Source organism: Nonomuraea indica (assembly GCF_002850745.1).
GTDB classification, from domain to species: Bacteria; Actinomycetota; Actinomycetes; order Streptosporangiales; family Streptosporangiaceae; genus Nonomuraea; species Nonomuraea indica.
This window is the reverse complement of the sequence record NZ_KZ559470.1, coordinates 370,822-391,645: the sequence shown is the minus strand read 5'-3', so window position 1 is coordinate 391,645 and position 20,824 is coordinate 370,822. Positions and strand designations below refer to the sequence as shown.

The following is a 20,824-nucleotide window of genomic DNA, read 5'->3' as shown; positions in this document are numbered from 1 at the left end:
TGCCGGTCCGGCCATCGGGAACGCCCTTCTCAAGCCGTACGATATGTGACATATTACTGGCGGAGGTGGGGATGTCCGACGTCATCGTCATCGGCGCCGGGGTCGTCGGCGCGGCGTGCGCCTACTACGCGGCGCGCGCCGGTCTCGACGTCACCGTGGTCGACCGCGGTCCCGTCGCGGGCGGCACCACCGGCGCCGGCGAGGGCAACGTGCTGGTCTCCGACAAGGAACCGGGGCCCGAGCTGGAGCTGGCCGTGCTGTCCAGCGGGCTGTGGCGCTCGCTGGCCGAGCGCGTGGGCGGGTTCGAGCACGAGCCCAAGGGCGGCCTCGTCGTCGCCGAGACCGCCGAGGTGCTCGATCGGCTCGCCGGACTGGCCGCCGAGCAGGGCGTCGAGCACACGGTCGTCGCCGCCGCCGACCTGCGCGACCACGAGCCGCACCTGGCCGACGGGCTGGCGGGCGGAGTGCACTACCCGCAGGACGCCCAGGTGCAGCCCATGCTGGCCGCCGCCCGGCTGCTCAGGCACGGCGCCGACAGCTACGGCCGCGGCGCGCTCAGCCTGCGCACCGGCGTCACCGTGACCGGCTTCACCCGTGACGGCGACCGGGTCACCGGCGTGCGCACCACCCGCGGCGACATCCTTGGCGACGCCGTCGTCAACGCGGCAGGCACCTGGGCCGGCGAGGTCGCCGCGCTCGCCGGGCTGCACCTGCCCGTGCTGCCCCGGCGCGGCTTCATCCTCGTCACCGAGCCGCTCGCCCGGCCGCTCATCCGGCACAAGGTCTACACCGCCGCCTACGTCACCAACGTGGCCAGCGACAACGCCGGCCTGGAGACGTCGGCCGTCGTGGAGGGCACCCCCGCCGGGACCGTGCTCATCGGGGCCAGCAGGGAACGCGTCGGCTTCGACCGGACCACGTCGCTGCCCGTGCTGTCGCGGCTCGCCGCCCAGGCCGTCGCCCTGTTCCCGGCGCTGCGTGAGGTGCGCGCCATCCGCTCCTACTGCGGGTTCCGGCCGTACTGCCCCGACCACCTGCCCGTCATCGGCCAGGACCCGCGCGCCCCCGGGCTCTGGCACGCCTGCGGCCACGAGGGCGCCGGCATCGGCCTCGCCCCGGCCACGGGCCACCTGATCGCCCAGGCGCTCACCGGCGCCCGCACCGACCTCGACCTGCACCCCTTCCGACCCGACCGGTTCCCGGCCAAGGAGTCAGCGTGACAGACGCCTTCGAGATCACCGTCGACGGCCGGCCGGTGCCCGTGACGGCCGGGCAGACGGTCGGCGCGGCCCTGCACGCCGCGGGCATCCGCTCGTGGCGCGCCACCCGCTTCGGCGGGCGGCCGCGCGGGCTGTTCTGCGGCATCGGGGTGTGCTTCGACTGCCTCGTCACCGTCAACGGCCGCCCGCCCGAACGCGCCTGCCTCCTGCAGGCCCGCCCCGGAGACGAGGTGACCACGTCATGACCCGCGTCCACGACCTCGCCGTCGTCGGAGGGGGGCCCGCCGGGGTGGCGGGCGCGCTCACCGCGGCGCTGGCCGGGCTGAGCGTGGTGCTCGTCGACTCGGGCGCGCGCCTCGGCGGCCAGTACTTCCGCCACCCCGCCGGCGCGCACCCCGGCACGCCGGGCTTCGACCGGTTCCGGCGGCAGGCCCGGGCCCTCGCCGGACGCGCCGACCTGCTCCTCGGCCACCAGGTGTGGGCCGTGGAACGCCGCGCCGCCGACGCCGCCGACGCCGCCGACGCCGCCGACGCCGCCGACGCCGCCGACGCCTCCGCGGCCCTGACGCGTGACGGCGGGCACGACAGCGCGTTCACCCTGCGCTGCACCGCACCCGACGGAAGCCCCGTCGCCGTGCGGAGCCGGCGCCTGCTGCTGGCCACCGGCGCGTACGACCGGCCGCTGCCGTTCCCCGGCTGGGACCTGCCCGGCGTCCTCACGGCGGGCGGCGCGCAGGCGCTGCTGAAGGGCAACGGGGTCGTCGCCGGCCGCCGGATCGTCGTGGCGGGCACCGGGCCGTTCCTGCTGCCCGTCGCGGCCGGTCTGGCCGGTGCCGGCGCCCGGGTCCTCGGCGTGTACGAGGCCGGCGGGGGGCTCGGGCTGGCCCGGCATCCGCTGCTGGCCGCCGGGAAGGCGGGGGAGGCGGCCGGCTACGCCCTCGCCCTGGCCAGGCACCGCGTGCCGTACCGGACCCGGCAGGCCGTGGTCGCCGCGCACGGCGAGCGCGAGCTGGAGGCCGTCACCGTGGCGCGCCTCGACCGCGACTGGAACGTGCTGTCCACCCGCCGCCTCGCCTGCGACACCCTGGCGACCGGCTACGGGTTCGTGCCGCAGATCGACCTCGGCGTCCAGGTCGGCTGCCGGACGCGGGCCGACCTCGACGGCAGCCCGGTGCTCGACGTGGACGACCGGCAGCGCACCTCCGTGCCGGGGGTGTGGGCGGCGGGCGAGCCGGCCGGCGTGGGCGGCAGGCACCTCGCCGAGCTGGAGGGCCGCATCGCCGGCCTGACGATCAGCGCCCCCGGCGATCCCGTCCCCGGGGTGCTGGCCCGGCGCAGGGACAGGCTGCAGGCGTTCGCCCGCGCGCTGCTGGAGGCGTACCCGATCGGGCCCGGATGGCAGCGGTGGCTGCGCGACGACACGCTCGTCTGCCGGTGCGAGGAGGTGCCGCTGGCCCGGATCCGCGAGGCCCGGGAGCTGGGCGCCACCGACGTCCGCGCGGTGAAGCTGCTGTCGCGGGCGGGCATGGGCTGGTGCCAGGGCCGCGTCTGCGGCCATGCCGTCGCCCGCCTCACCGGCGCGCCGGTCGGCGAGCCGCGCCGCCCCCTCGCCCAGCCGGTCACCCTCGGCGCGCTCGCCGCCCTGACGAGCGCCCGGGTCGAGACCGCCGCCCAGGACCCGGCCGGCGTCCTCGACCCGGCCCCGCCGCCGGATCCCACCGGTCCGCCGGCACCGACGGACCCGCCGGCACCGACCGACCCGCCGGCACCGAAGGACCCGCCGGCACCGACGGACCCGCCGGCACCGAGCGACCCGTCGGCACCGAGCGACCCGTCGGCACCGACCGACCCGCCGACACCGAGCGACCCGCCGGCACCGGCGGGGCCGCCGGGCCCGCAAGGCCCCTCAGAACCGACCCGCATCCCGGGAGAGACCGGCACCGAGGCCGGCGACGACTCCAGCGCGGCAAGCACCGCAGATGGGAAGGACTCAGCATGATCGAGCGCGTCAAGCCCTGGCAGGGCGTCATGGTGGCCACCGCGCTGCCCCTCCACGACGATCTGTCCGTCGACCTCGAAGGCTACGCCGGACACTGCCGCTGGCTGGTCGACAACGGCTGCGACGGCGTGGTGCCCAACGGCTCGCTCGGCGAGTACCAGACGCTCACCGGCGAGGAACGGGCCGCCGTGGTCCGCACCGCCGTCGAGGCCGTCGGCGGGCGCAACGTGATGGCCGGCGTCGGCGCGTACGGCGCCGCCGAGTCGCGGCGGTGGGCCGAGCAGGCCCGCGAGGCCGGCTGCGGCTCGGTGCTGCTGCTGCCGCCCAACGCCTACCGGGCCGACGAGCGGGCCGTCGTCGAGCACTACCGCGAGGTGGCCAGGGCCGGCATCCCCGTCGTCGCCTACAACAACCCGTACGACACCAAGGTGGACCTCACGCCCGCGCTGCTGGCCCGCCTGTTCGACGAGGGCCTCATCGTGGCCGTGAAGGAGTTCACCGGCGACCCGCGCCGGGCCTACGAGATCGCCGAGCTGGCGCCCCAGCTCGACCTGCTGATCGGCTCCGACGACGTGCTGCTGGAGCTCGCGCTGGCCGGCGCCGTCGGCTGGATCGCCGGCTACCCCAACGCGCTGCCCGCCTCCAGCGTGGAGCTCTACCGGGCGGCCGTCGCGGGCGACCTCGCCACCGCGCTGCCCCTCTACCGCACGCTGCACCCGCTGCTGCGCTGGGACAGCAGGACCGAGTTCGTCCAGGCGATCAAGCTGTCCATGGACCTGGCCGGCCGTCGCGGCGGCCCGTGCCGGCCGCCGCGCGGCCCGCTCACCGACGAGCACGCCGCCGCGGTGCGCGCCGTGACCGAGAAGGCGCTGGCGGAGGGCCTGCGATGAGGACCAGGCGCGTCTTCCACGCGGTCGACTCCCACACCGAGGGCATGCCCACCCGCGTCATCACCGGCGGGGTGGGCGTGATCCCCGGCGCCAGCATGGCCGAGCGGCGCATCCACTTCCGCGACAACCTCGACCACGTCCGCAGGCTGCTGATGAACGAGCCGCGCGGCCACGCCGCCATGAGCGGCGCCATCCTCCAGCCGCCCACCCGCCCCGACGCCGACTGGGGCGTGCTGTTCATCGAGGTCTCCGGGCTGCTGCCGATGTGCGGGCACGGCACCATCGGCGTGGCGACCGTGCTGGTCGAGACCGGCATGGTCGAGGTCGTCGAGCCCGTCACCACCGTCCGGCTGGAGGTGCCCGCCGGCCTCGTCGTGGTCGACGTGGCCGTCCAGGACGGCATGGCCCTGTCGGTCACCCTGCGCAACGTGCCGTCCTACTGCGACCGGCTCGACGCGACCGTGACCGTGCCCGGGTTCGGGGAGATCCGCTACGACCTGGCCTACGGCGGCAACTTCTACGCCATCGCCGACCTCGACGCCTACGGGCTGCCGTTCGACCGCAAGGCCAAGAACGACATCCTCGCCGCCGGGCTGGCCACCATGGAGGCGATCAACGCGGCGGCCGAGCCGGTGCACCCCGAGGACGACCGCATCCGCGGCTGCCACCACGTCTACTTCGCCGCGCCCGGCTCCGACGCCCGGCACTCGCGCCACGCGATGGCCATCCACCCCGGCTGGTTCGACCGTTCACCGTGCGGCACGGGCACCAGCGCGCGGATGGCCCAGCTGCACGCGCGGGGCGAGCTGCCGCTCGGCCGTGACTTCGTCAACGAGTCGTTCATCGGCACCCGCTTCGTCGGCAGGCTGCTGGAGGACGCCACGGTCGGCGGCCGGCCCGCCGTGGTGCCCTCGATCACCGGCCGGGCCTGGGTGACCGGCACCGCCCAGTACTTCCTCGACCCGCGCGACCCCTTCCCCGAGGGGTTCGAGCTGTGACGGGCGGGCCCGCGATCACCACGGTCGACTACCACACGGGCGGCGAGCCGTTCAGGATCGTCACCGGCGGGGCCCCCGGCCTGCCCGGCGACGGCGTCCTCGACCGGCGCGCCAGGGCGGCCGTGCCGGGCAGCGCGGCCGACCGGGTGCGCCGGCTGCTCTGCCACGAGCCGCGCGGCCACGCCGACATGTACGGCTGCTTCCTGGTCCCGCCCGACGACCCGGGCGCGCACGCCGGCGCGCTGTTCTGGCACAAGGACGGCTTCTCCACCGCCTGCGGCCACGGCACGATCGCGCTCGGGGTGCACGCCGTGCGGGAGGGCCTGGTCGAGGCCCCGCCCGACGGTGACACCGACGTGCGCGTCGACGTGCCGTCCGGCCGGGTCACCGCCCGGGTCCGCACGGAAGGCGGCCGCATCCGGTCCGTCACGTTCGTCAGCGTCCCGTCGTTCGTCCTCGCCCGCTCCGTCGAGGCGGCGGGGCTGCGGGTGGACCTCGCCTACGGCGGGGCCGTCTACGCCTGCCTGCCCGCCCGCGCGGCGGGCCTCGCCGTACGGCCCGAGGACCTGACCGGCCTCGTCGCCGCCGCCCGCCGGGTCAAGGCTGCCCTGGCCGGGCACCCGGCCACCCGGCACCCCGGCGACGACCGGCTGTCCGGCGTGTACGGGGTGATCTTCTACGACGAGCTGCCCGGCGGCGACGGCCACGTCCGCCAGCGCAACGTCACCGTGTTCGCCGACGGCGAGGTGGACCGCTCCCCGTGCGGCTCCGGTACGGCCGCGCGACTGGCCCTGCTGCACGACGAGGGCGTCCGCGATCCGCTCGTGCACGAGAGCGTCGTCGGCAGCGTCTTTCGCGCCCGGGTGGTGGCGCAGACCCCGCAGGGCGTCGTCCCCGAGATCGAGGGCATGGCCTACCGCACCGGCCGGCACGTCTTCGAGCTCGACCCGGACGACCCGCTCGGCACCGGGTTCACCCTGAGATGACCGCGCAGGGAGATGATCCAGACATGACCGATCTGCCCTACCTCGACGCCGCCACCCTGCGGCGGCTGGTGCCCGTGGCGCGGGCCGTGGACCTCCTCGAGGACGCCCTGCGGGACGGGCTCGACCCCGAGGACACGCCGCGGCGCCCGATCGTCGAACTGCCCGCGGGTCAGCTCCTGCTCATGCCCGCCGCGGCCGGGCGGTACGCCGGGCTGAAGGCCGTCTCCGTGGCGCCCGGCAACCCCGCCCGGGGGCTGCCCCGCATCCAGGGGACGTACCTGCTGCTCGACGGCGACACGCTCGCCCCGCTGGCCGCCCTCGACGGCGTCGCGCTCACCGACGTGCGCACCCCGGCCGTCTCGGCGCTCGCCGTCCGCCACCTGGCCGCGCCGGACGCCCGCGACCTCGTGGTGTTCGGTTCGGGGCCGCAGGCGTGGGGGCACGTCGCGGCCCTGCGCGAGGTACGCCCGATCGACCGGGTCACGGTCGTCGGCCGTGACCCGGCGCGCGCCGAGGCGCTGGCCGCCCACTGCCGTGACGGCGGCCTGAAGGCCGAGGCGGTCGCCGCGCCCGCGGCCGACGCCGTCATGGCCGCCGTGTCGCGGGCCGACCTCGTCGTCTGCTGCACCACCGCCAGGGCCCCGCTCTTCCCCGGCCACCTGCCGCGCGACGGCGCCACCGTCGTCGCCGTCGGCTCCCACGAACCGGACGCCCGCGAGCTCGACGGCTCCCTGATCGCCCGCGCGACCGTGGTCGTGGAGGCCCGGTCCACGGCGCTGGCCGAAGCGGGCGATGTGATCGTCCCGATCCGCCACGGTACGATCACCACTGGTCATCTCGCCGGAAACCTCGCCGAGCTGATCGCCGGCCGCCTGGAGCCGGGCCCCGGCCCACGCGTCTTCAAGAGCACGGGGATGGCGTGGGAGGACCTGGTGGTGGCGGCCACGGCCTACGAGGCTTGGCACGCAGCGAAGGGATGAGCGGATGACGACCGGGCGCGGGCTCGACCTGCCGGCCGTGGGAGAGCGGCAGAGCCTCCGCGAGCAGGTGGCAAAGGCGCTGCGCGCCGCGCTGATCACGGGCGAGATGCGGCCCGGCGTCGTCTACTCGGCGCCCGTGCTGGCCCAGCAGTTCGGCGTCTCGGCCACGCCCGTTCGTGAGGCCATGCTCGACCTGGCCAAGGAGGGCCTGGTCGAGGCGGTGCGCAACAAGGGCTTCCGCGTCACCGAGCTGTCCGACCGCGACCTCGACGAGCTGACCGAGATCAGGCGGCTGATCGAGGTGCCCACCGTCAGCCGGCTGGCCGACGCCGGGCGCGCCGCCGACTTCCAGCGGCTGCGGCCCATCGCCGAGGAGATCGTCTCCGCCGCCGAACGCGCCGACCTGCTCGCGTACGTGGACGCCGACCTGCGTTTCCACCTGGAGCTGCTCGCCCTGTCCGGCAACGCCCACCTGGTCTCCGTCGTCAAGGACCTGCGCACCAGGGCCCGCCTGTACGGGCTGGCGCGGCTGCCGGGCCGCGCCCTGACCGACTCGGCCCGCGAGCACCTCGACCTGCTGGAGGCGCTCGAACGCGGCGAGTCCGAGGCCGTGGGCCACATCATGGGCGAGCACATCCAGCACGTCCGCGGCATCTGGGCCCACCCGGCCTCCCCCTGACGCCCGGCCGGGCTCTCCCGGACCGCCGCGTCGAGGCGGGTCAGCCGGAGCGCGCCGTACGGGTGGCGCCGAGGCTCGCGGCGACGATGCACAGGATCGCCGCCCACTGCTGCAGGTGCAGCAGCTCGCCCAGCACCAGCACGCCGACAAGCGCCGCCGCCGCCGGCTCCAGGCTCATCAGGATGCCGAAGACCCGCTTGGGCATCCGCCGCAGCGCCTGCAGCTCCAGCGAGTACGGGATCACCGACGACAGCAGCCCCACCCCGATGCCGATCAGCAGCAGCTCGGGCTGCAGCAGGTCCGCGCCGCCCGTGGTGACGCCCACCGGCGCGATGAACACCGCCGACGCGATCATCGCGAACGCCAGCCCCGACGTGCCGGGGAACCGCTGACCGGCGGCGGCCGACAGCAGGATGTAGGCGGCCCAGCAGGCGCCCGCCGCCAGCGCGAACCCGATGCCCACCCAGCTGACCGTCTCGGCCTGCCCCCACGGCGCGAGCAGCGCGATGCCGAGCCCGGCGAGCGAGACCCACAGCAGGTCGAGCCGGCGCCGGGAGGCGGCCACCGCCACGCCCAGCGGCCCGAGGAACTCGATCGCCACGGCGATGCCCATGGGCAGCCGTGCCAGCGCCTCGTAGAAGGTCAGGTTCATCAGCGCCAGGGTGGCGCCGAAGGCGAGCCCCACCGCCCAGTCGCGCCAGGACATGCCCTTCAGCCGGGGCCAGGCCACCGCCGCCATGATGAGCGCGCCGGAGGCGATCCGCAGGAACACCACCGCGCTCGGCGGCAACGCCGCGAACAGCTCCTTGGCGAACCCCGCCCCCAGCTGCACCGAGAAGATCGCAAGGAGCACCAGCCCGGACGGGGGCACCGAGTCGGCCGCCGTCCGCAACAGGCCGCCCGGCCTCGGCAGGCCGGACCCGCGGTTGAACGGGTCGTCGAGGGCGAAGGCGGTCACGGCACTCCTCTGGCTGGGTCGGCGATGTCGAGGCGACCGTCCGAGAATAGTCAACTACCTCGACATATCCTCCTATGGGGTGTCATCGAGGGGGTGGTGCGCGTGCGGAACGGCGAGCGCCTCACGATGGAGGGCATGACCGCCCCCGCCGCCACCCTCTCCCGGCCCCCGCTCGCGCTGTCCGTCGCCTCGTTCGTGTCCAGCTTCGACCGCTTCGCCGTCGGCCCCATGCTCGTGCTGATCGCCCTGGACCTGCGGGAGCCGCTCGCCGCGGCGGTGGCGGCCGCCAGCGGCTACTACCTCGCCTACGGGCTGACCCAGCCGCTGTGGGGCGTGCTGTCCGACAGGTTCGGGCGGCTGCCGGTGATGCGCGGGGCCCTGTTCGGCGCCGCCGCGGCGGGCGTGCTCTCGGCGCTCATGCCGGCGCTCGGCACGCTGGTGGCCGCACGCGTCGTGGCGGGAGCCTGTTTCGGCGCGGTGATCCCCACCTCGCTCACCTACGTCGGCGACACGGTTGCCCCGTCGATCCGGCAGCGTGCCCTGTCGGACCTCATGGGCGCCACCGCGCTCGGCACCGCCGTCGCCACCGGGCTCGGCGGGGTGCTGGCCGACCTGGTGGACTGGCGCGCGGTCTTCGCGATCTCCGCCGGGTGCGCCCTGGCCTGCGCGGCGGGGCTGCGCACGGTCCCCGAGCCGCACCGCGACGCCATGGGCGGCCTGGGCACGCACCTCGGCGCGGTGCTGACGAACCGCTGGGCGCTGCTGGTGTTCGCCCTGGCCTTCGTCGAGGGCGCCGTCCTGCTCGGCGTCATGCCGTTCCTGGCGCCCGCCCTGCAGCACCGCGGCGTCAGCGCCGCCGTGGCCGGGCTCGCCGCCGCCGTCTACGGGATCGGCCTGTGGCTGCTCACCCGCCTGGTCAAGCGGCTGGTCCACCGGTGGCCGGCCCCCGTCCTCATCGCGGCCGGCGGCGCCCAGATGTGCGCGGGGTACGCCGTCGTCGCCGTGCACGTGAGCCTGCCCACCGTCATGACGGCCGCGCTGCTGTTCGGCGGCGGCTGGTCGTTCATGCACTCATCGCTGCAGACCTGGGCCACCTCCGTCGCCCCGCGGGCGCGTGGCACGGCCGTGGCCTTCTTCGCCGCGGCCCTGTTCGTGGGCAGCGCGGTGTCGTCCTGGGCCGCCGGTCCGGCCGCCGAGAGCGGCGCGTACGGACTGCTGTTCGGCGTGGCGGCGGCTGTCGCGCTGCCGCTCACGGCGGTCGCCGTCACCGGGCGGCACCGCTACACGGTCATGACGGCGACGGTGGGGGCGGCGACGGCGGGTGGTTCACTCCCAGCGGAAGGTGCGCGAGGCCAGGCCGAGTGACACGGCCGCCCACGCGGCCAGCACGGCCAGCGCGCCCAGCGGCAACGCGGCGCCGCCGGTCAGCACCGCGCGCAGCCCGCCGGTGAGCGCCGAGATGGGCAGCAGCTCCAGCACCGGACGCACCGAGTCGGGGAACTTCGACAGCGGGAACATCACCCCGCCCGCCCCCAGCAGCACCAGGTAGACGAGGTTGGCCGCCGCCAGCGTCGCCTCGGCCCGCAGCGTGCCCGCCATGAGCAGCCCCAGCCCGCTGAAGGCGGCCGTGCCCAGCAGGACCAGCAGCACCGCCGCCGCGAACGACCCCTGCGGCCGCCAGCCGAGCGACAGCGCCACCGCCACGATGACCACGACCTGGAGCACCTCGACCGCCAGCACCGCGAGCGTCTTGCCCAGGAGCAGGCCCGCCCGGGACAGCGGCGTCGCGCCGAGCCGTTTCAGCACGCCGTAGCGGCGTTCGAACCCGGTCGCGATGGCCTGGCCGGTGAACGCCGTGGACATGACCGCCAGCGCCAGCACGCCCGGCGTCAGGAACTCCACCCGGCTGCCACCGCCCACGTCGATCAGCGGCGCCACGGAGAACCCGACCAGCAGCAGCACCGGGATGACGAGCGTGAGCAGGAGCTGCTCGCCGTTGCGCAACGTCGCGCGCACCTCCGCGCCCGCCTGCGCGAGCACCATGCGGCCGAACGGCGCCGCTCCCGGCGCGGGCGTGAGGTCCAGCGCCGGCGGCACGGCCGGGGCGGCGGGGTCGGTGGGCGTGGTCATCGCAGCTCCCTGCCGGTCAGCTCCAGGAAGACGTCCTCCAGCGTGCGCCGCTCGATGCGCAGGTCGTCGGCCGTGACGCCCTCGGAGGCGCACCACGCCGTCACGGTGGCGAGCAGCTCGGGGGCGACGAGTCCCTCGATGATGTAGTGGCCGGCCGGTGACTCCTTGGCCGCGCTGCCCGCGGGCAGCGCGTTGAGCAGCTCCTCCAGCGCCAGGCCGGGCCGGGCGCGGAAGCGCAGCTGCCGCTCTGCCCCGGTCAGCGAGGCCGGGCTGCCCTGCGCGACGACCTTGCCCCGGTCGATGATCACCACCTGGTCGGCCAGGCGCTCGGCCTCGTCCATGTGGTGCGTGGTGAGCACCACCGACACCCCGGCGCCGCGCAACTCGGCCACGAGGTCCCAGCAGGCATGCCTGGCCTGCGGGTCGAGCCCGGCGGTCGGCTCGTCGAGGAAGACCAGCTCCGGCCGGCCGATCACGGCGGCGGCCAGCGACAGCCGCTGCTGCTGCCCCCCGGACAGGCGCCGGTAGGGCGTGCGGCCGTGCTCGTCCAGGCCCAGCCGGACGAGCAGCGCCGTGGAGTCGAGCGGGCGGGCGTAGAAGCGGGAGACCAGGCGCAGCCACTCGGCGCACCGCGTCGCCGGGGGCACGCCGCCCGACTGGAGCATCACACCGACCCGTGGCCGCAGCGTGGGATCGTCGGGCGCCTGGCCCAGCACGCGGACCGTGCCGCCGTCGGCCCTGCGGAACCCCTCGCAGATCTCGACCGTGGACGTCTTGCCCGCGCCGTTGGGGCCGAGCACCGCGGTCACGGCCCCCCGCTCGGCGCGCAGGGACAGGCCGTCGACGGCTGTCGTGCCGCCGTAGCGTTTGACCAGGTCGATGATCTCGACGGCTGGGGAGTCCATGGCCACGAGTCTAGGGACTGCCCGGGGCGGCCACGATCCCAGCCCGCCCGGCAGGATATGGGCACCTGTTTGCCCGGTGTTTCCCGAGGGCCGTCCGGTGTGGGCACAAGTCTGATGACGGGGGTCCACGCACCAGGAGGTCGCGATGTCACTGCGGAGCGGGTACGAGCCGGGCGTTCCGTGCTGGGTGGACCTGTCGAGCACCGACGTCGACGGGTCCGCCCGCTTCTACGGCGAGGTCTTCGGCTGGACGGCCGAGATGATCGACGACCCCGAGGCCGGGGGATACGGGCAGTTCTTCCACGAGGGGCGCAACGTCGCCGGGGTCGGGCCCGTCCTCGCCGAGGGCATGCCCTCGGTCTGGAACACCTACGTCGCGACGGAGGACGCCGCCGCGACCGCCGACCGGGTCCAGGACGCCGGCGGCACGGTCGTCATGCCGCCCACGCAGATCTTCGAGGAAGGCACGATGGCCGTCTTCCGCGGGCCCGACGGCGCCCACGTCTCCGTCTGGGAGGCCGGCCGGCACCGGGGCGCCGAACTGGTCAACGAGCCGGTCTCGTTCTGCTGGAACGAGCTGGTCACCCGCGACGTGGCCGCCGCCGAGCCGTTCTACCGGGCCGTCTTCGGCTGGACCGCGCGTCCGCAGGAGATGGGCGGCGTGACCTACACCGAGTGGGTGTCGGGCGGCGCGAGCGTCGCGGGCATGATGGAGATGTCCCCGAACCACCCGCCCGGGACGCCGTCCCACTGGATGGTCTACTTCGCGGTCGCCGATCTCGACGACACCATGGCGGCGGCCCGCGGCCTCGGCGCGAGCGTCCTCATCGACGCCATGGAGTCCCCTCCCGGCAGGTTCGGGATGTTCGTGGACCCGCAGGGCGCGGCACTGTCCGTGATCCAGCTCGCCGAAAACCAGTAAAAATCCGGTATCCGGGAATTAGGACGACTTTACCGAGGTTTGATTCCTCGGCCCTCGTGGGGCCGCACGCCTGCGAGGGAGAGGAAGCACGCCATGCCGGTGGCCCAGGCCGCACCGTCCGCCGTCGAACGGGAGGAGGGCCGGACCGGGCACCGCCGGCTGCTGCTCTTCATCCTGGGGGCGCTGTCGGCCATCGGCCCGCTCGCGATCGACATGTACCTCCCGGCGCTGCCCGCCATCACCGGCGAGCTGCTCAGCACTCCGGCCCAGGTCCAGCTCACGCTGACCGCCTGCCTCATCGGCGTCTCCGCCGGCCAGGTGATCGCCGGCCCCGTCAGCGACGTGCGCGGGCGCCGGGTGCCCCTGATCGTCGGCGTCGCCGGGTTCGCCCTGGCCTCGCTGCTGTGCGCGTTCGCACCCTCGGTGCCGGTGCTCATCGCGCTGCGGCTCACCCAGGGCCTGTTCGGCGGCGCGGCGCTGGTGATCGTCCGGGCCGTGGTGCGCGACCTGTACGACGGCGCCGCCATCGCCCGCATCTTCGCCACGCTCATGCTGGTCAGCGGCCTGGCGCCGATCCTCGCCCCGATAGCCGGCGCGCAGCTGCTCACCTTCACCTCCTGGCGGGGTGTGTTCGTCGCGCTCAGCCTGGCCGGGCTAGCCCTCATGCTGGCCGTGCTCGGCGGTGTCCGCGAGACGCTGCCCGCCACCGAGCGGCACGGCGGCGGCCTGCGGCAGACCGTCCGCACGTTCGGCCGGCTGCTGCGCGACCGCCCGTTCATGGGATGCGCCCTCACCGCCGGGCTGTCGTTCGCCGCGGTGTTCGCCTACGTGTCGGGCTCGCCGTTCGTCGTGCAGGAGGTGTACGACGCCACGCCGCAGCAGTTCTCCCTCGTCTTCGGGCTCAACGCCTTCGGCCTGACCGCCATGGCGCAGATCGGCGGGCGCCTGTCGGGCCGGGTGCCGCCCGTCCGCCTCATCCGCGCCGGCCTGACCCTCGCCCTCGCCGGCGGCGTGATCCTGCTGGCCGCCGTGCTCGCCGGGCTCGGTCTGGCGGGCCTCGTCGCCGGGCTGTTCGTCATGATGTGCGGCCAGGGGCTCGTCCTGCCCGGCACCGGAGCGCTCGCCCTGGCCGGCCAGCCGCCCCAGGTGGCGGGCAGCGCCTCGGCCCTGCTCGGCGTGCTGCAGTTCGCGCTCGGCGCGTGCTGCGCCCCGCTCGTCGGGCTGGCCGGCTCGGGCACCGCCACACCCATGGCCGCTGTCATCCTGGGCCTCGTCGTGGCGGCCGCCGCGGCCTTCCTGCTTCTCGGCCGGACCCGTCCCGCCGCAGGTTAGGTAAGGCTTGCCTGCGTGAGAAATTGCATTGATCGCCTCCCCGGAACCGTTTGTGCACCGGGAAGGAATTACGGCACACTGATGTTGTCAAAAATATGGGAGCCAGCCCGACAGTGAGCCGAGCGGGGCGCCGCACGCGAGCCCCCGGCCAGGCGCACGAGGAGTGGTGAGCGACCGATGAAGAACGTGCCCACGATCGAGCCGGGCAGCGAGCGCAGCACCAGGGCGCGCGTGGCCAGGCTCATCCTCGAGCACGGTCCCGTAGCGGCGGCCGCGCTCGGCGAACGGCTCGGGCTCACGCCCGCCGCCGTCCGCCGTCATCTGGACGCGCTGCTGGCCGACGGGTTGATCGAGCCTCGCACGGTCAGGCCGCGCGGCCAGCGCGGGCGAGGGCGACCGGCCAAGCTGTTCGCCATCACCGACGCGGGGCGCAGTGCTTTCGAGCACGCCTATGACGATCTGGCCGGGAGCGCGCTGCGTTTCCTGGCCGAGCGGATGGGCGAGCAAGCCGTGGCCGACTTCGCCCGCTCGCAGGTGTCCAGCCTGCTGCGGCGGCTGGAGCCGGTCATGCGGACGGTGCCGGCCGACCAGCGCGTCGAGGTGCTGGCGCAGGCGCTGTCGGCGGAGGGTTACGCTGCCTCGGCCAGCAAGGCCAAGTTCGGCGGTGACCAGCTCTGCCAGCACCACTGCCCGGTGGCGCACGCGGCGGCGGAGTTCCCGCAGCTGTGTGAGGCCGAGACGGAGGCGTTCGCGCAGCTGCTCGGCACGCCGGTGCAGCGCCTGGCCACGATCGCCCACGGCGACGGGGTCTGCACCACGCATGTGAGCCCGCAAACGCTGGGTGATCCCGCACATAGAGAGACAAGCAAGGAGACCGGAAGGTGACTGTCACCGACCGCCCGGAGCTCGAGGGCCTCGGGAATTACAAGTTCGGCTGGGCCGACCCGGATGCCGCCGGGGCGGCGGCCAAGCGCGGCCTGTCCGAGGAGGTCGTCCGCAACATCTCCGCGCTCAAGAACGAGCCGGAGTGGATGCTCGACCTTCGCCTGAAGGGCCTCCGCCTGTTCGACAAGAAGCCGCTGCCCACCTGGGGCTCCGACCTCACGGACATCGACTTCGACAACATCAAGTACTTCGTGCGCTCGACGGAGAAGCAGGCCACGTCCTGGGACGAGCTGCCCGCCGACATCAAGAACACCTACGACAAGCTCGGCATCCCCGAGGCCGAGAAGCAGCGCCTCATCGCCGGTGTCGCCGCCCAGTACGAGTCCGAGGTCGTCTACCACAAGATCCGTGAGGACCTCGAGGAGAAGGGCGTCATCTTCGTCGACACCGACACGGGCCTGAAGGAGCACGAGGAGCTCTTCAAGGAGTACTTCGGCTCGGTCATCCCCGTGGGCGACAACAAGTTCGCCGCGCTCAACACCGCCGTGTGGTCCGGTGGCTCGTTCATCTACGTGCCGCCGAACGTCGAGGTCGAGATCCCGCTGCAGGCCTACTTCCGGATCAACACCGAGAACATGGGCCAGTTCGAGCGCACCCTGATCATCGTGGACGAGAACAGCTACGTCCACTACGTCGAGGGCTGCACCGCGCCGATCTACTCCTCCGACTCGCTGCACTCCGCGGTCGTCGAGATCATCGTGAAGAAGAACGCCCGCTGCCGCTACACGACCATCCAGAACTGGTCCAACAACGTCTACAACCTGGTGACCAAGCGCGCCGTCGCCTACGAGGGCGCCACCATGGAGTGGATCGACGGCAACATCGGCTCCAAGGTCACGATGAAGTACCCGGCCGTCTACCTCATGGGCGAGCACGCCAAGGGCGAGACGCTGAGCGTCGCCTTCGCCGGCGAGGGCCAGCACCAGGACGCCGGCTCCAAGATGGTGCACCTGGCGCCCAACACCAGCTCCAGCGTGATCTCCAAGTCGGTGGCGCGCGGCGGCGGCCGCACCTCCTACCGCGGTCTCGTGCAGATCGAGGAGGGCGCCCACGGCAGCGCCAGCACCGTCAAGTGCGACGCGCTCCTGGTCGACCAGATCAGCCGCTCCGACACCTACCCCTACGTCGACGTCCGCGAGGACGACGTGTCCATGGGGCACGAGGCCACGGTCTCCAAGGTCAGCGAAGACCAGCTGTTCTACCTCATGAGCCGCGGGCTCGACGAGGACGAGGCGATGGCGATGATCGTGCGCGGCTTCGTCGAGCCGATCGCCCGCGAGCTGCCCATGGAGTACGCGCTCGAGCTCAACCGGCTGATCGAGCTGCAGATGGAAGGAGCCGTCGGCTGATGGGCCTGAACGAGAAGCCCCTGTCGACCCTGCACGAGAAGGCGTCCTACGACCTGGCCGACTTCGAGGTGCCGACCGGACGCGAGGAGGCGTGGCGCTTCACGCCCCTCTCGCGCCTCAAGGGCCTGCACAACGGCAAGGCCCAGGTCAGCGGGCAGGTCATCACCCAGGCCTTCACGCCGGCCGGCGTGAGCGCCGAGTGGGTGGGCCGCGACGACGCGCGCGTCGGCAAGGCCTACGTGCCGGCCGACCGGATCAGCGCCCAGGCCTACAACGGCTTCGAGAAGGCCCTGGTCGTCACCGTGCCCAAGGAGGCCGTGCCCGACGGCCACATCGGCATCGAGCTGCGCGGCGGCGGCACCGACGGCGTCACCTACGGTCACATCGTGATCAACGTGGAGCCGATGGCCGAGGCCGTCGTCGTCATCGAGCACCAGGGCAGCGCCGTCTACGCCGACAACGTCGAGTTCGTCGTCGGCGACGGCGCCACCCTCAAGGTCGTCAGCCTGCAGGAGTGGGACGACGACGCCGTGCACGTCTCCCACCACCACGCCCAGCTCGGCAAGGACGCCACCTTCCGCAGCTTCGTCGCCACCCTCGGCGGCGACCTCGTACGGCTGTCGCCCAGCGTCTCCTACACCGCCCCCGGCGGCGACGCCGACCTGGCCGGCGTCTACTTCGTCGACGCGGGCCAGCACCTGGAGCACCGCCTGCTGGTCGACCACTCCCAGCCGCACTGCCGCAGCAACGTCGACTACCGCGGCGCGCTGCAGGGCCAGGACGCCCACGCGGTGTGGATCGGCGACGTGATCATCCGGGTCGAGGCCGAGGGCACCGACACCTACGAGCTCAACCGCAACCTCATCCTCACCGACGGCGCCCGCGCCGACTCGGTGCCCAACCTGGAGATCCTCACCGGAGAGGTCGCCGGCGCCGGCCACGCCTCGGCGTCCGGCCGCCTCGACGACGAGCACATCTTCTACCTCCAGGCCCGCGGCATCCCCTTCGACGAGGCGCGCAGGCTGGTCATCCGCGGCTTCCTCGGCCAGCTCATCGAGCGGATCGAGATCGAGGAGATCCGCGAGCGCGTGCTCGGCGCCGTGGAGGCGGAGCTCGCCCGATGAGCGACCAGTTCGAGAAGGTGTGCCGCCTCGACGACATCCCCGACGGCGGCGTCATCGGCGTCGAGGTCGGGGAGACCCCCGTCGCGCTGGTGCGCACCGGCGCGGAGGTGCGCGCGCTGCACGACGTCTGCTCCCACGCCGAGGTCAAGCTCAGCGAGGGGGAGGTCTACGACGGCACCCTGGAGTGCTGGCTGCACGGCTCGTGCTTCGACATCCGCACCGGCAAGCCCACCGGCCCGCCCGCCACCAAGCCCGTGAACGTCTACACAGTCAAGATCGACGGCGATGACGTCCTCGTCTCGCTCTCGAAGGAGTCATAAGCACATGTCCACCCTTGAGATCCGTGACCTGCAGGTCGCCGTCGAGGACAAGGAAATCCTGCGCGGCGTCAACCTGACCGTGAAGTCCGGCGAGACCCACGCCATCATGGGCCCCAACGGCTCCGGCAAGTCCACCCTCGCCTACGCCGTCGCGGGTCACCCCAAGTACACGATCACCGGCGGCCAGGTGCTGCTCGACGGTGTCGACCTGCTGGAGCTGTCGGTGGACGAGCGGGCCCGCGCCGGCCTGTTCCTCGCCATGCAGTACCCCGTCGAAGTGCCCGGCGTCTCGGTGTCCAACTTCCTGCGCTCGGCCGTGACCTCGGTGCGCGGCGAGGCGCCCAAGCTGCGCGAGTTCGCCAAGGACCTCAAGGCCGGCATGGACGCCCTGTCCATCGACGCCTCCTTCGCCCAGCGCAACCTCAACGAGGGCTTCTCCGGCGGCGAGAAGAAGCGCCACGAGATCCTCCAGCTGGAGCTGCTCAAGCCGAAGATCGCGGTGCTCGACGAGACCGACTCCGGCCTCGACGTCGACGCGCTGCGCGTGGTGTCGGAGGGCATCAACCGCTTCCGCGCCTCGGGTGAGACGGGCGTGCTGCTCATCACCCACTACACCCGCATCCTGCGCTACGTGAAGCCCGACCACGTGCACGTCTTCGCCGGCGGCAGGATCGTCGAGGAAGGCGGCCCGGAGCTGGCCGACAAGCTCGAGGCCGAGGGCTACGAGCAGTACACGAAGGCGAGTGCATGACTTCCACCAGCTTGGACGTGGAGAGGATCAGGAAGGACTTCCCGGTTCTCTCCCGCGAGCTGCCCGGCGGGCGCAGGCTCGTCTACCTCGACTCCGGCAACTCCTCCCAGAAGCCCGCCCCGGTCGTCGAGACCGTGCGCGAGCACCTGGCGATGCACTACGGCAACGTCGGGCGCGCGATGCACGTGCTCGGCGCGGAGTCGACCGAGGCGTACGAGAGCGCGCGCGACAAGCTGGCCGCGTTCGTCGGGGCGCCCTCCCGCGACGAGGTGATCTTCACCAAGAACGCGTCCGAGGCGCTCAACCTCGTCGCCCACGCCTTCGGGCCCCACCTGTGGGGCGCCACCGAGGCGGCCGACCCGCGCTTCGCGCTCGGGCCGGGCGACGAGATCGTCATCTCCGAGATGGAGCACCACTCCAACATCGTGCCCTGGCAGCTGCTCGTGCAGCGCACCGGCGCCACGCTGAAGTGGTTCGGCGTCACCGACGACGGCAGGCTCGACCTGTCGGAGCTGGACCGGATCGTCACCGACCGGACGAAGATCGTCTCGATCGCCCACCAGTCCAACGTGCTCGGCACCGTCAACCCGGTCGCCGCCGTGCTCCGGCGCGCCCGCGAGGTCGGCGCCCTGGTCATGCTCGACGCCTCCCAGTCGGTTCCGCACCACCCGGTGAACGTGGCCGAGCTGGGCGTCGACTTCGTCGCCTTCACCGGCCACAAGATGCTCGGCCCCTCGGGCATCGGCGTGCTGTGGGGACGCGGCGAGCTGCTGGAGGCCATGCCCCCGTTCCTGGGCGGCGGCGAGATGATCGAGGCGGTCTGGATGGACCACTCGACCTACGCGCCGATCCCGCACAAGTTCGAGGCCGGCACCCCGCCGATCGTCGAGGCGGTCGGCCTCGGCGCGGCCGTCGACTACCTCCAGGGCGTCGGCATGGACGCCGTCGAGGCCCACGAGCGCGAGCTGACGGCGTACGCGCTGGACGCCCTGCGTGAGGTGCCCGGCCTGCGGCTGATCGGCCCCGCCTCGCTCGAACAGCGCGGCGGCACGCTGTCGTTCACCCTCGAGGGGATTCACCCGCACGACGTGGGGCAGATCCTCGACGACGAGTTCGGCATCGCCGTGCGCGTCGGGCACCACTGCGCGCGCCCGCTGCACCTGCGGTTCGGAATACCCGCCACCACCCGGGCGTCGTTCTACCTGTACAACACCACGGGCGAGGTCGACGCCCTGGTGCGCGGTCTCCATCACGTACAGAAGGTGTTCGCATAGCCATGATCGGCGAGTCGATGTACCAGGAGCTGATCCTGGAGCACTACAAGCACCCGCAGGGGCGGGGGCTGCGTGAGCCGTACGACGCCGAGGTTCACCACGTGAACCCCACGTGCGGCGACGAGATCACGCTCCGGGTCAGGGTCGGCGACGCGGGCAAGATCGAGGACGTCTCCTACGACGGCCAGGGCTGCTCCATCAGCCAGGCCGCGGCCTCGGTGCTGCACGAGCTGGCCACCGGCTCGACGGTCGAGGAGACGCTGTCGGTGGTGGACGAGTTCACCCGGCTCATGCAGGGCAGGGGTCAGGTGGAGGCCGACGAGGAGGTGCTCGGCGACGCGGTGGCGTTCGCCGGGGTCGCCAAGTTCCCCGCCCGGGTCAAGTGCGCGCTGCTGTCCTGGATGGCCTACAAGGACGCTGTAGTGAGGAGTGCCAGCCGATGAGCAAGCCGGTGGAGACGCCGACCGGATTCGACGGTGACGCCACCGTCGAGGAGGTCATGGAGGCGCTCAAGGACGTCGTCGACCCCGAGCTCGGCATCAACGTCGTCGACCTGGGCCTGGTCTACGGGCTCAACCTCGACCCCGCCGACGGCGGCAAGCCGGTGGCGACCATCGACATGACCCTGACGAGCGCCGCCTGCCCGCTGACCGACGTCATCGAGGACCAGGCGCACTCGGCGCTCGATGGTATGGTCTCCGATGTGAAGATCAACTGGGTCTGGCTCCCGCCGTGGGGCCCCGACAAGATCACTGATGAGGGTCGTGAGCAGCTTCGTATGCTAGGCTTCAACGTCTGATCTTTGCGGAACGGTCGGCACTCCGGTGCCGGCCGCCTCAGCGTGCCAAGGCCCGGGAGACCGGGCCAGCCGGGGAATACACGGTGTCTTCCCCGCGTTGGCATGACGTGCACCTGACGCACCCATGTGCGTTTCGCCGCCTGCGGCCGGCAAGCGGGTGCGCGTAGACGGCCCACACGAGTCGGTGAGCACCGACCGGGCCTGTCCCCACCCCAGCGGGTGCCGATCACCCGCGCATTCCGACGAAGTACGGCGAGACAGCC

Annotated in this window: 22 protein-coding genes; 19 read left to right on the top strand and 3 right to left on the bottom strand. The window is 73.2% G+C overall.

What is annotated here, in order from left to right:
- Positions 1-71 precede the first annotated feature (71 nt).
- From CXR44_RS16510 to CXR44_RS16475, 8 genes are read left to right on the top strand one after another with little or no spacing between them, the layout of a single operon-like run.
- Positions 72-1,220: an NAD(P)/FAD-dependent oxidoreductase gene (locus CXR44_RS16510; RefSeq protein ID WP_101786907.1), complete on the top strand. Its 1,149-nt coding sequence runs from the start codon at positions 72-74 to the stop codon at positions 1,218-1,220.
- Complete coding sequence (locus CXR44_RS16505; protein ID WP_101786906.1) at positions 1,217-1,465, top strand: (2Fe-2S)-binding protein; 249 nt, start codon at positions 1,217-1,219, stop codon at positions 1,463-1,465. The genes CXR44_RS16510 and CXR44_RS16505 overlap by 4 nt, the downstream gene beginning before the upstream one ends.
- Positions 1,462-3,219 carry an FAD/NAD(P)-dependent oxidoreductase gene (locus CXR44_RS16500; protein WP_101786905.1) on the top strand — a complete coding sequence of 586 codons (1,758 nt, stop codon included), beginning with the start codon at positions 1,462-1,464 and terminating at the stop codon, positions 3,217-3,219. The genes CXR44_RS16505 and CXR44_RS16500 overlap by 4 nt, the downstream gene beginning before the upstream one ends.
- Positions 3,216-4,109 (top strand): dihydrodipicolinate synthase family protein, encoded by an 894-nt coding sequence (locus tag CXR44_RS16495; RefSeq protein ID WP_180903462.1) that lies wholly within the window; start codon positions 3,216-3,218, stop codon positions 4,107-4,109. The genes CXR44_RS16500 and CXR44_RS16495 overlap by 4 nt, the downstream gene beginning before the upstream one ends.
- Positions 4,106-5,107 (top strand): proline racemase family protein, encoded by a 1,002-nt coding sequence (locus tag CXR44_RS16490; RefSeq protein ID WP_101786904.1) that lies wholly within the window; start codon positions 4,106-4,108, stop codon positions 5,105-5,107. Before CXR44_RS16495 ends, CXR44_RS16490 begins: the two co-directional genes overlap by 4 nt.
- Complete coding sequence (locus CXR44_RS16485) at positions 5,104-6,093, top strand: proline racemase family protein (RefSeq protein WP_245899205.1); 990 nt, start codon at positions 5,104-5,106, stop codon at positions 6,091-6,093. The genes CXR44_RS16490 and CXR44_RS16485 overlap by 4 nt, the downstream gene beginning before the upstream one ends.
- A gap of 23 nt (positions 6,094-6,116) precedes the next feature.
- Entirely contained in the window at positions 6,117-7,073 is a 957-nt protein-coding gene (locus CXR44_RS16480) for an ornithine cyclodeaminase family protein (protein WP_101786902.1), read from the top strand.
- A gap of 4 nt (positions 7,074-7,077) precedes the next feature.
- Positions 7,078-7,752, top strand: a complete 675-nt coding sequence (locus CXR44_RS16475) for a GntR family transcriptional regulator (RefSeq protein ID WP_101786901.1) — start codon at positions 7,078-7,080, stop codon at positions 7,750-7,752.
- Between the two features lie 40 nt (positions 7,753-7,792).
- Here CXR44_RS16475 and CXR44_RS16470 read toward each other — a convergent pair whose 3' ends face one another.
- Positions 7,793-8,710, bottom strand: a complete 918-nt coding sequence (locus CXR44_RS16470; protein WP_101786900.1) for an EamA family transporter — start codon at positions 8,708-8,710, stop codon at positions 7,793-7,795.
- Between the two features lie 135 nt (positions 8,711-8,845).
- Between CXR44_RS16470 and CXR44_RS16465 the strand changes: the two genes are divergently transcribed.
- Complete coding sequence (locus CXR44_RS16465; protein WP_245899204.1) at positions 8,846-10,075, top strand: MFS transporter; 1,230 nt, start codon at positions 8,846-8,848, stop codon at positions 10,073-10,075.
- On the opposite strand, the gene CXR44_RS16460 is transcribed toward CXR44_RS16465, so the two are convergent.
- Together CXR44_RS16460 and CXR44_RS16455 are read right to left on the bottom strand one after the other, a co-directional pair.
- Positions 10,037-10,840, bottom strand: coding sequence for an ABC transporter permease (locus CXR44_RS16460; protein ID WP_101786899.1), 804 nt, complete (start codon positions 10,838-10,840; stop codon positions 10,037-10,039). The genes CXR44_RS16465 and CXR44_RS16460 overlap by 39 nt on opposite strands.
- Positions 10,837-11,745, bottom strand: a complete 909-nt coding sequence (locus CXR44_RS16455; RefSeq protein WP_101786898.1) for an ABC transporter ATP-binding protein — start codon at positions 11,743-11,745, stop codon at positions 10,837-10,839. Before CXR44_RS16455 ends, CXR44_RS16460 begins: the two co-directional genes overlap by 4 nt.
- Positions 11,746-11,890: 145 nt before the next feature.
- On the opposite strand from CXR44_RS16455, the gene CXR44_RS16450 reads away from it, so the two are divergent.
- From CXR44_RS16450 to CXR44_RS16405, 10 genes are all read left to right on the top strand, one after another.
- A complete protein-coding gene (locus CXR44_RS16450; protein WP_101786897.1) occupies positions 11,891-12,667 on the top strand; it encodes a VOC family protein in 777 nt (258 codons plus the stop codon).
- A 93-nt stretch (positions 12,668-12,760) separates the two neighbouring features.
- Positions 12,761-13,999 carry a multidrug effflux MFS transporter gene (locus tag CXR44_RS16445; protein ID WP_101786896.1) on the top strand — a complete coding sequence of 413 codons (1,239 nt, stop codon included), beginning with the start codon at positions 12,761-12,763 and terminating at the stop codon, positions 13,997-13,999.
- A gap of 177 nt (positions 14,000-14,176) precedes the next feature.
- On the top strand, positions 14,177-14,884 hold the full coding sequence (locus tag CXR44_RS16440; RefSeq protein ID WP_245899203.1) for a helix-turn-helix transcriptional regulator: 708 nt from the start codon (positions 14,177-14,179) through the stop codon (positions 14,882-14,884).
- A complete protein-coding gene (gene sufB, locus CXR44_RS16435) occupies positions 14,881-16,293 on the top strand; it encodes a Fe-S cluster assembly protein SufB (RefSeq protein ID WP_101786895.1) in 1,413 nt (470 codons plus the stop codon). The genes CXR44_RS16440 and sufB overlap by 4 nt, the downstream gene beginning before the upstream one ends.
- Complete coding sequence (sufD, locus tag CXR44_RS16430) at positions 16,293-17,417, top strand: Fe-S cluster assembly protein SufD (protein ID WP_101786894.1); 1,125 nt, start codon at positions 16,293-16,295, stop codon at positions 17,415-17,417. Before sufB ends, sufD begins: the two co-directional genes overlap by 1 nt.
- Positions 17,414-17,737 carry a non-heme iron oxygenase ferredoxin subunit gene (locus CXR44_RS16425; RefSeq protein ID WP_101786893.1) on the top strand — a complete coding sequence of 108 codons (324 nt, stop codon included), beginning with the start codon at positions 17,414-17,416 and terminating at the stop codon, positions 17,735-17,737. The genes sufD and CXR44_RS16425 overlap by 4 nt, the downstream gene beginning before the upstream one ends.
- A 4-nt stretch (positions 17,738-17,741) precedes the next feature.
- Positions 17,742-18,488, top strand: coding sequence for a Fe-S cluster assembly ATPase SufC (gene sufC / locus CXR44_RS16420; RefSeq protein ID WP_101786892.1), 747 nt, complete (start codon positions 17,742-17,744; stop codon positions 18,486-18,488).
- The gene (locus tag CXR44_RS16415) at positions 18,485-19,762 is read left to right on the top strand and encodes a cysteine desulfurase (protein WP_101786891.1); all 1,278 of its coding nucleotides are present in this window, start codon (positions 18,485-18,487) and stop codon (positions 19,760-19,762) included. The genes sufC and CXR44_RS16415 overlap by 4 nt, the downstream gene beginning before the upstream one ends.
- A 2-nt stretch (positions 19,763-19,764) precedes the next feature.
- The gene (gene sufU / locus CXR44_RS16410; RefSeq protein WP_101786890.1) at positions 19,765-20,205 is read left to right on the top strand and encodes a Fe-S cluster assembly sulfur transfer protein SufU; all 441 of its coding nucleotides are present in this window, start codon (positions 19,765-19,767) and stop codon (positions 20,203-20,205) included.
- Positions 20,202-20,561 carry a metal-sulfur cluster assembly factor gene (locus tag CXR44_RS16405; RefSeq protein ID WP_101786889.1) on the top strand — a complete coding sequence of 120 codons (360 nt, stop codon included), beginning with the start codon at positions 20,202-20,204 and terminating at the stop codon, positions 20,559-20,561. The genes sufU and CXR44_RS16405 overlap by 4 nt, the downstream gene beginning before the upstream one ends.
- Positions 20,562-20,824 lie beyond the last annotated feature (263 nt).

Coding starts and splice junctions, on each gene's coding strand:
- CXR44_RS16510 (WP_101786907.1), top strand. CDS start 72: ATGTCCGACGTCATCGTCATCGGCGCCGGGGTCGTCGGCGCGGCGTGC.
- CXR44_RS16500 (WP_101786905.1), top strand. CDS start 1,462: ATGACCCGCGTCCACGACCTCGCCGTCGTCGGAGGGGGGCCCGCCGGG.
- CXR44_RS16495 (WP_180903462.1), top strand. CDS start 3,216: ATGATCGAGCGCGTCAAGCCCTGGCAGGGCGTCATGGTGGCCACCGCG.
- CXR44_RS16490 (WP_101786904.1), top strand. CDS start 4,106: ATGAGGACCAGGCGCGTCTTCCACGCGGTCGACTCCCACACCGAGGGC.
- CXR44_RS16480 (WP_101786902.1), top strand. CDS start 6,117: ATGACCGATCTGCCCTACCTCGACGCCGCCACCCTGCGGCGGCTGGTG.
- CXR44_RS16475 (WP_101786901.1), top strand. CDS start 7,078: ATGACGACCGGGCGCGGGCTCGACCTGCCGGCCGTGGGAGAGCGGCAG.
- CXR44_RS16465 (WP_245899204.1), top strand. CDS start 8,846: ATGACCGCCCCCGCCGCCACCCTCTCCCGGCCCCCGCTCGCGCTGTCC.
- CXR44_RS16460 (WP_101786899.1), bottom strand. CDS start 10,840: ATGACCACGCCCACCGACCCCGCCGCCCCGGCCGTGCCGCCGGCGCTG.
- CXR44_RS16455 (WP_101786898.1), bottom strand. CDS start 11,745: ATGGACTCCCCAGCCGTCGAGATCATCGACCTGGTCAAACGCTACGGC.
- CXR44_RS16450 (WP_101786897.1), top strand. CDS start 11,891: ATGTCACTGCGGAGCGGGTACGAGCCGGGCGTTCCGTGCTGGGTGGAC.
- CXR44_RS16445 (WP_101786896.1), top strand. CDS start 12,761: ATGCCGGTGGCCCAGGCCGCACCGTCCGCCGTCGAACGGGAGGAGGGC.
- CXR44_RS16440 (WP_245899203.1), top strand. CDS start 14,177: ATGAAGAACGTGCCCACGATCGAGCCGGGCAGCGAGCGCAGCACCAGG.
- sufD (WP_101786894.1), top strand. CDS start 16,293: ATGGGCCTGAACGAGAAGCCCCTGTCGACCCTGCACGAGAAGGCGTCC.
- CXR44_RS16425 (WP_101786893.1), top strand. CDS start 17,414: ATGAGCGACCAGTTCGAGAAGGTGTGCCGCCTCGACGACATCCCCGAC.
- sufC (WP_101786892.1), top strand. CDS start 17,742: ATGTCCACCCTTGAGATCCGTGACCTGCAGGTCGCCGTCGAGGACAAG.
- CXR44_RS16415 (WP_101786891.1), top strand. CDS start 18,485: ATGACTTCCACCAGCTTGGACGTGGAGAGGATCAGGAAGGACTTCCCG.
- sufU (WP_101786890.1), top strand. CDS start 19,765: ATGATCGGCGAGTCGATGTACCAGGAGCTGATCCTGGAGCACTACAAG.
- CXR44_RS16405 (WP_101786889.1), top strand. CDS start 20,202: ATGAGCAAGCCGGTGGAGACGCCGACCGGATTCGACGGTGACGCCACC.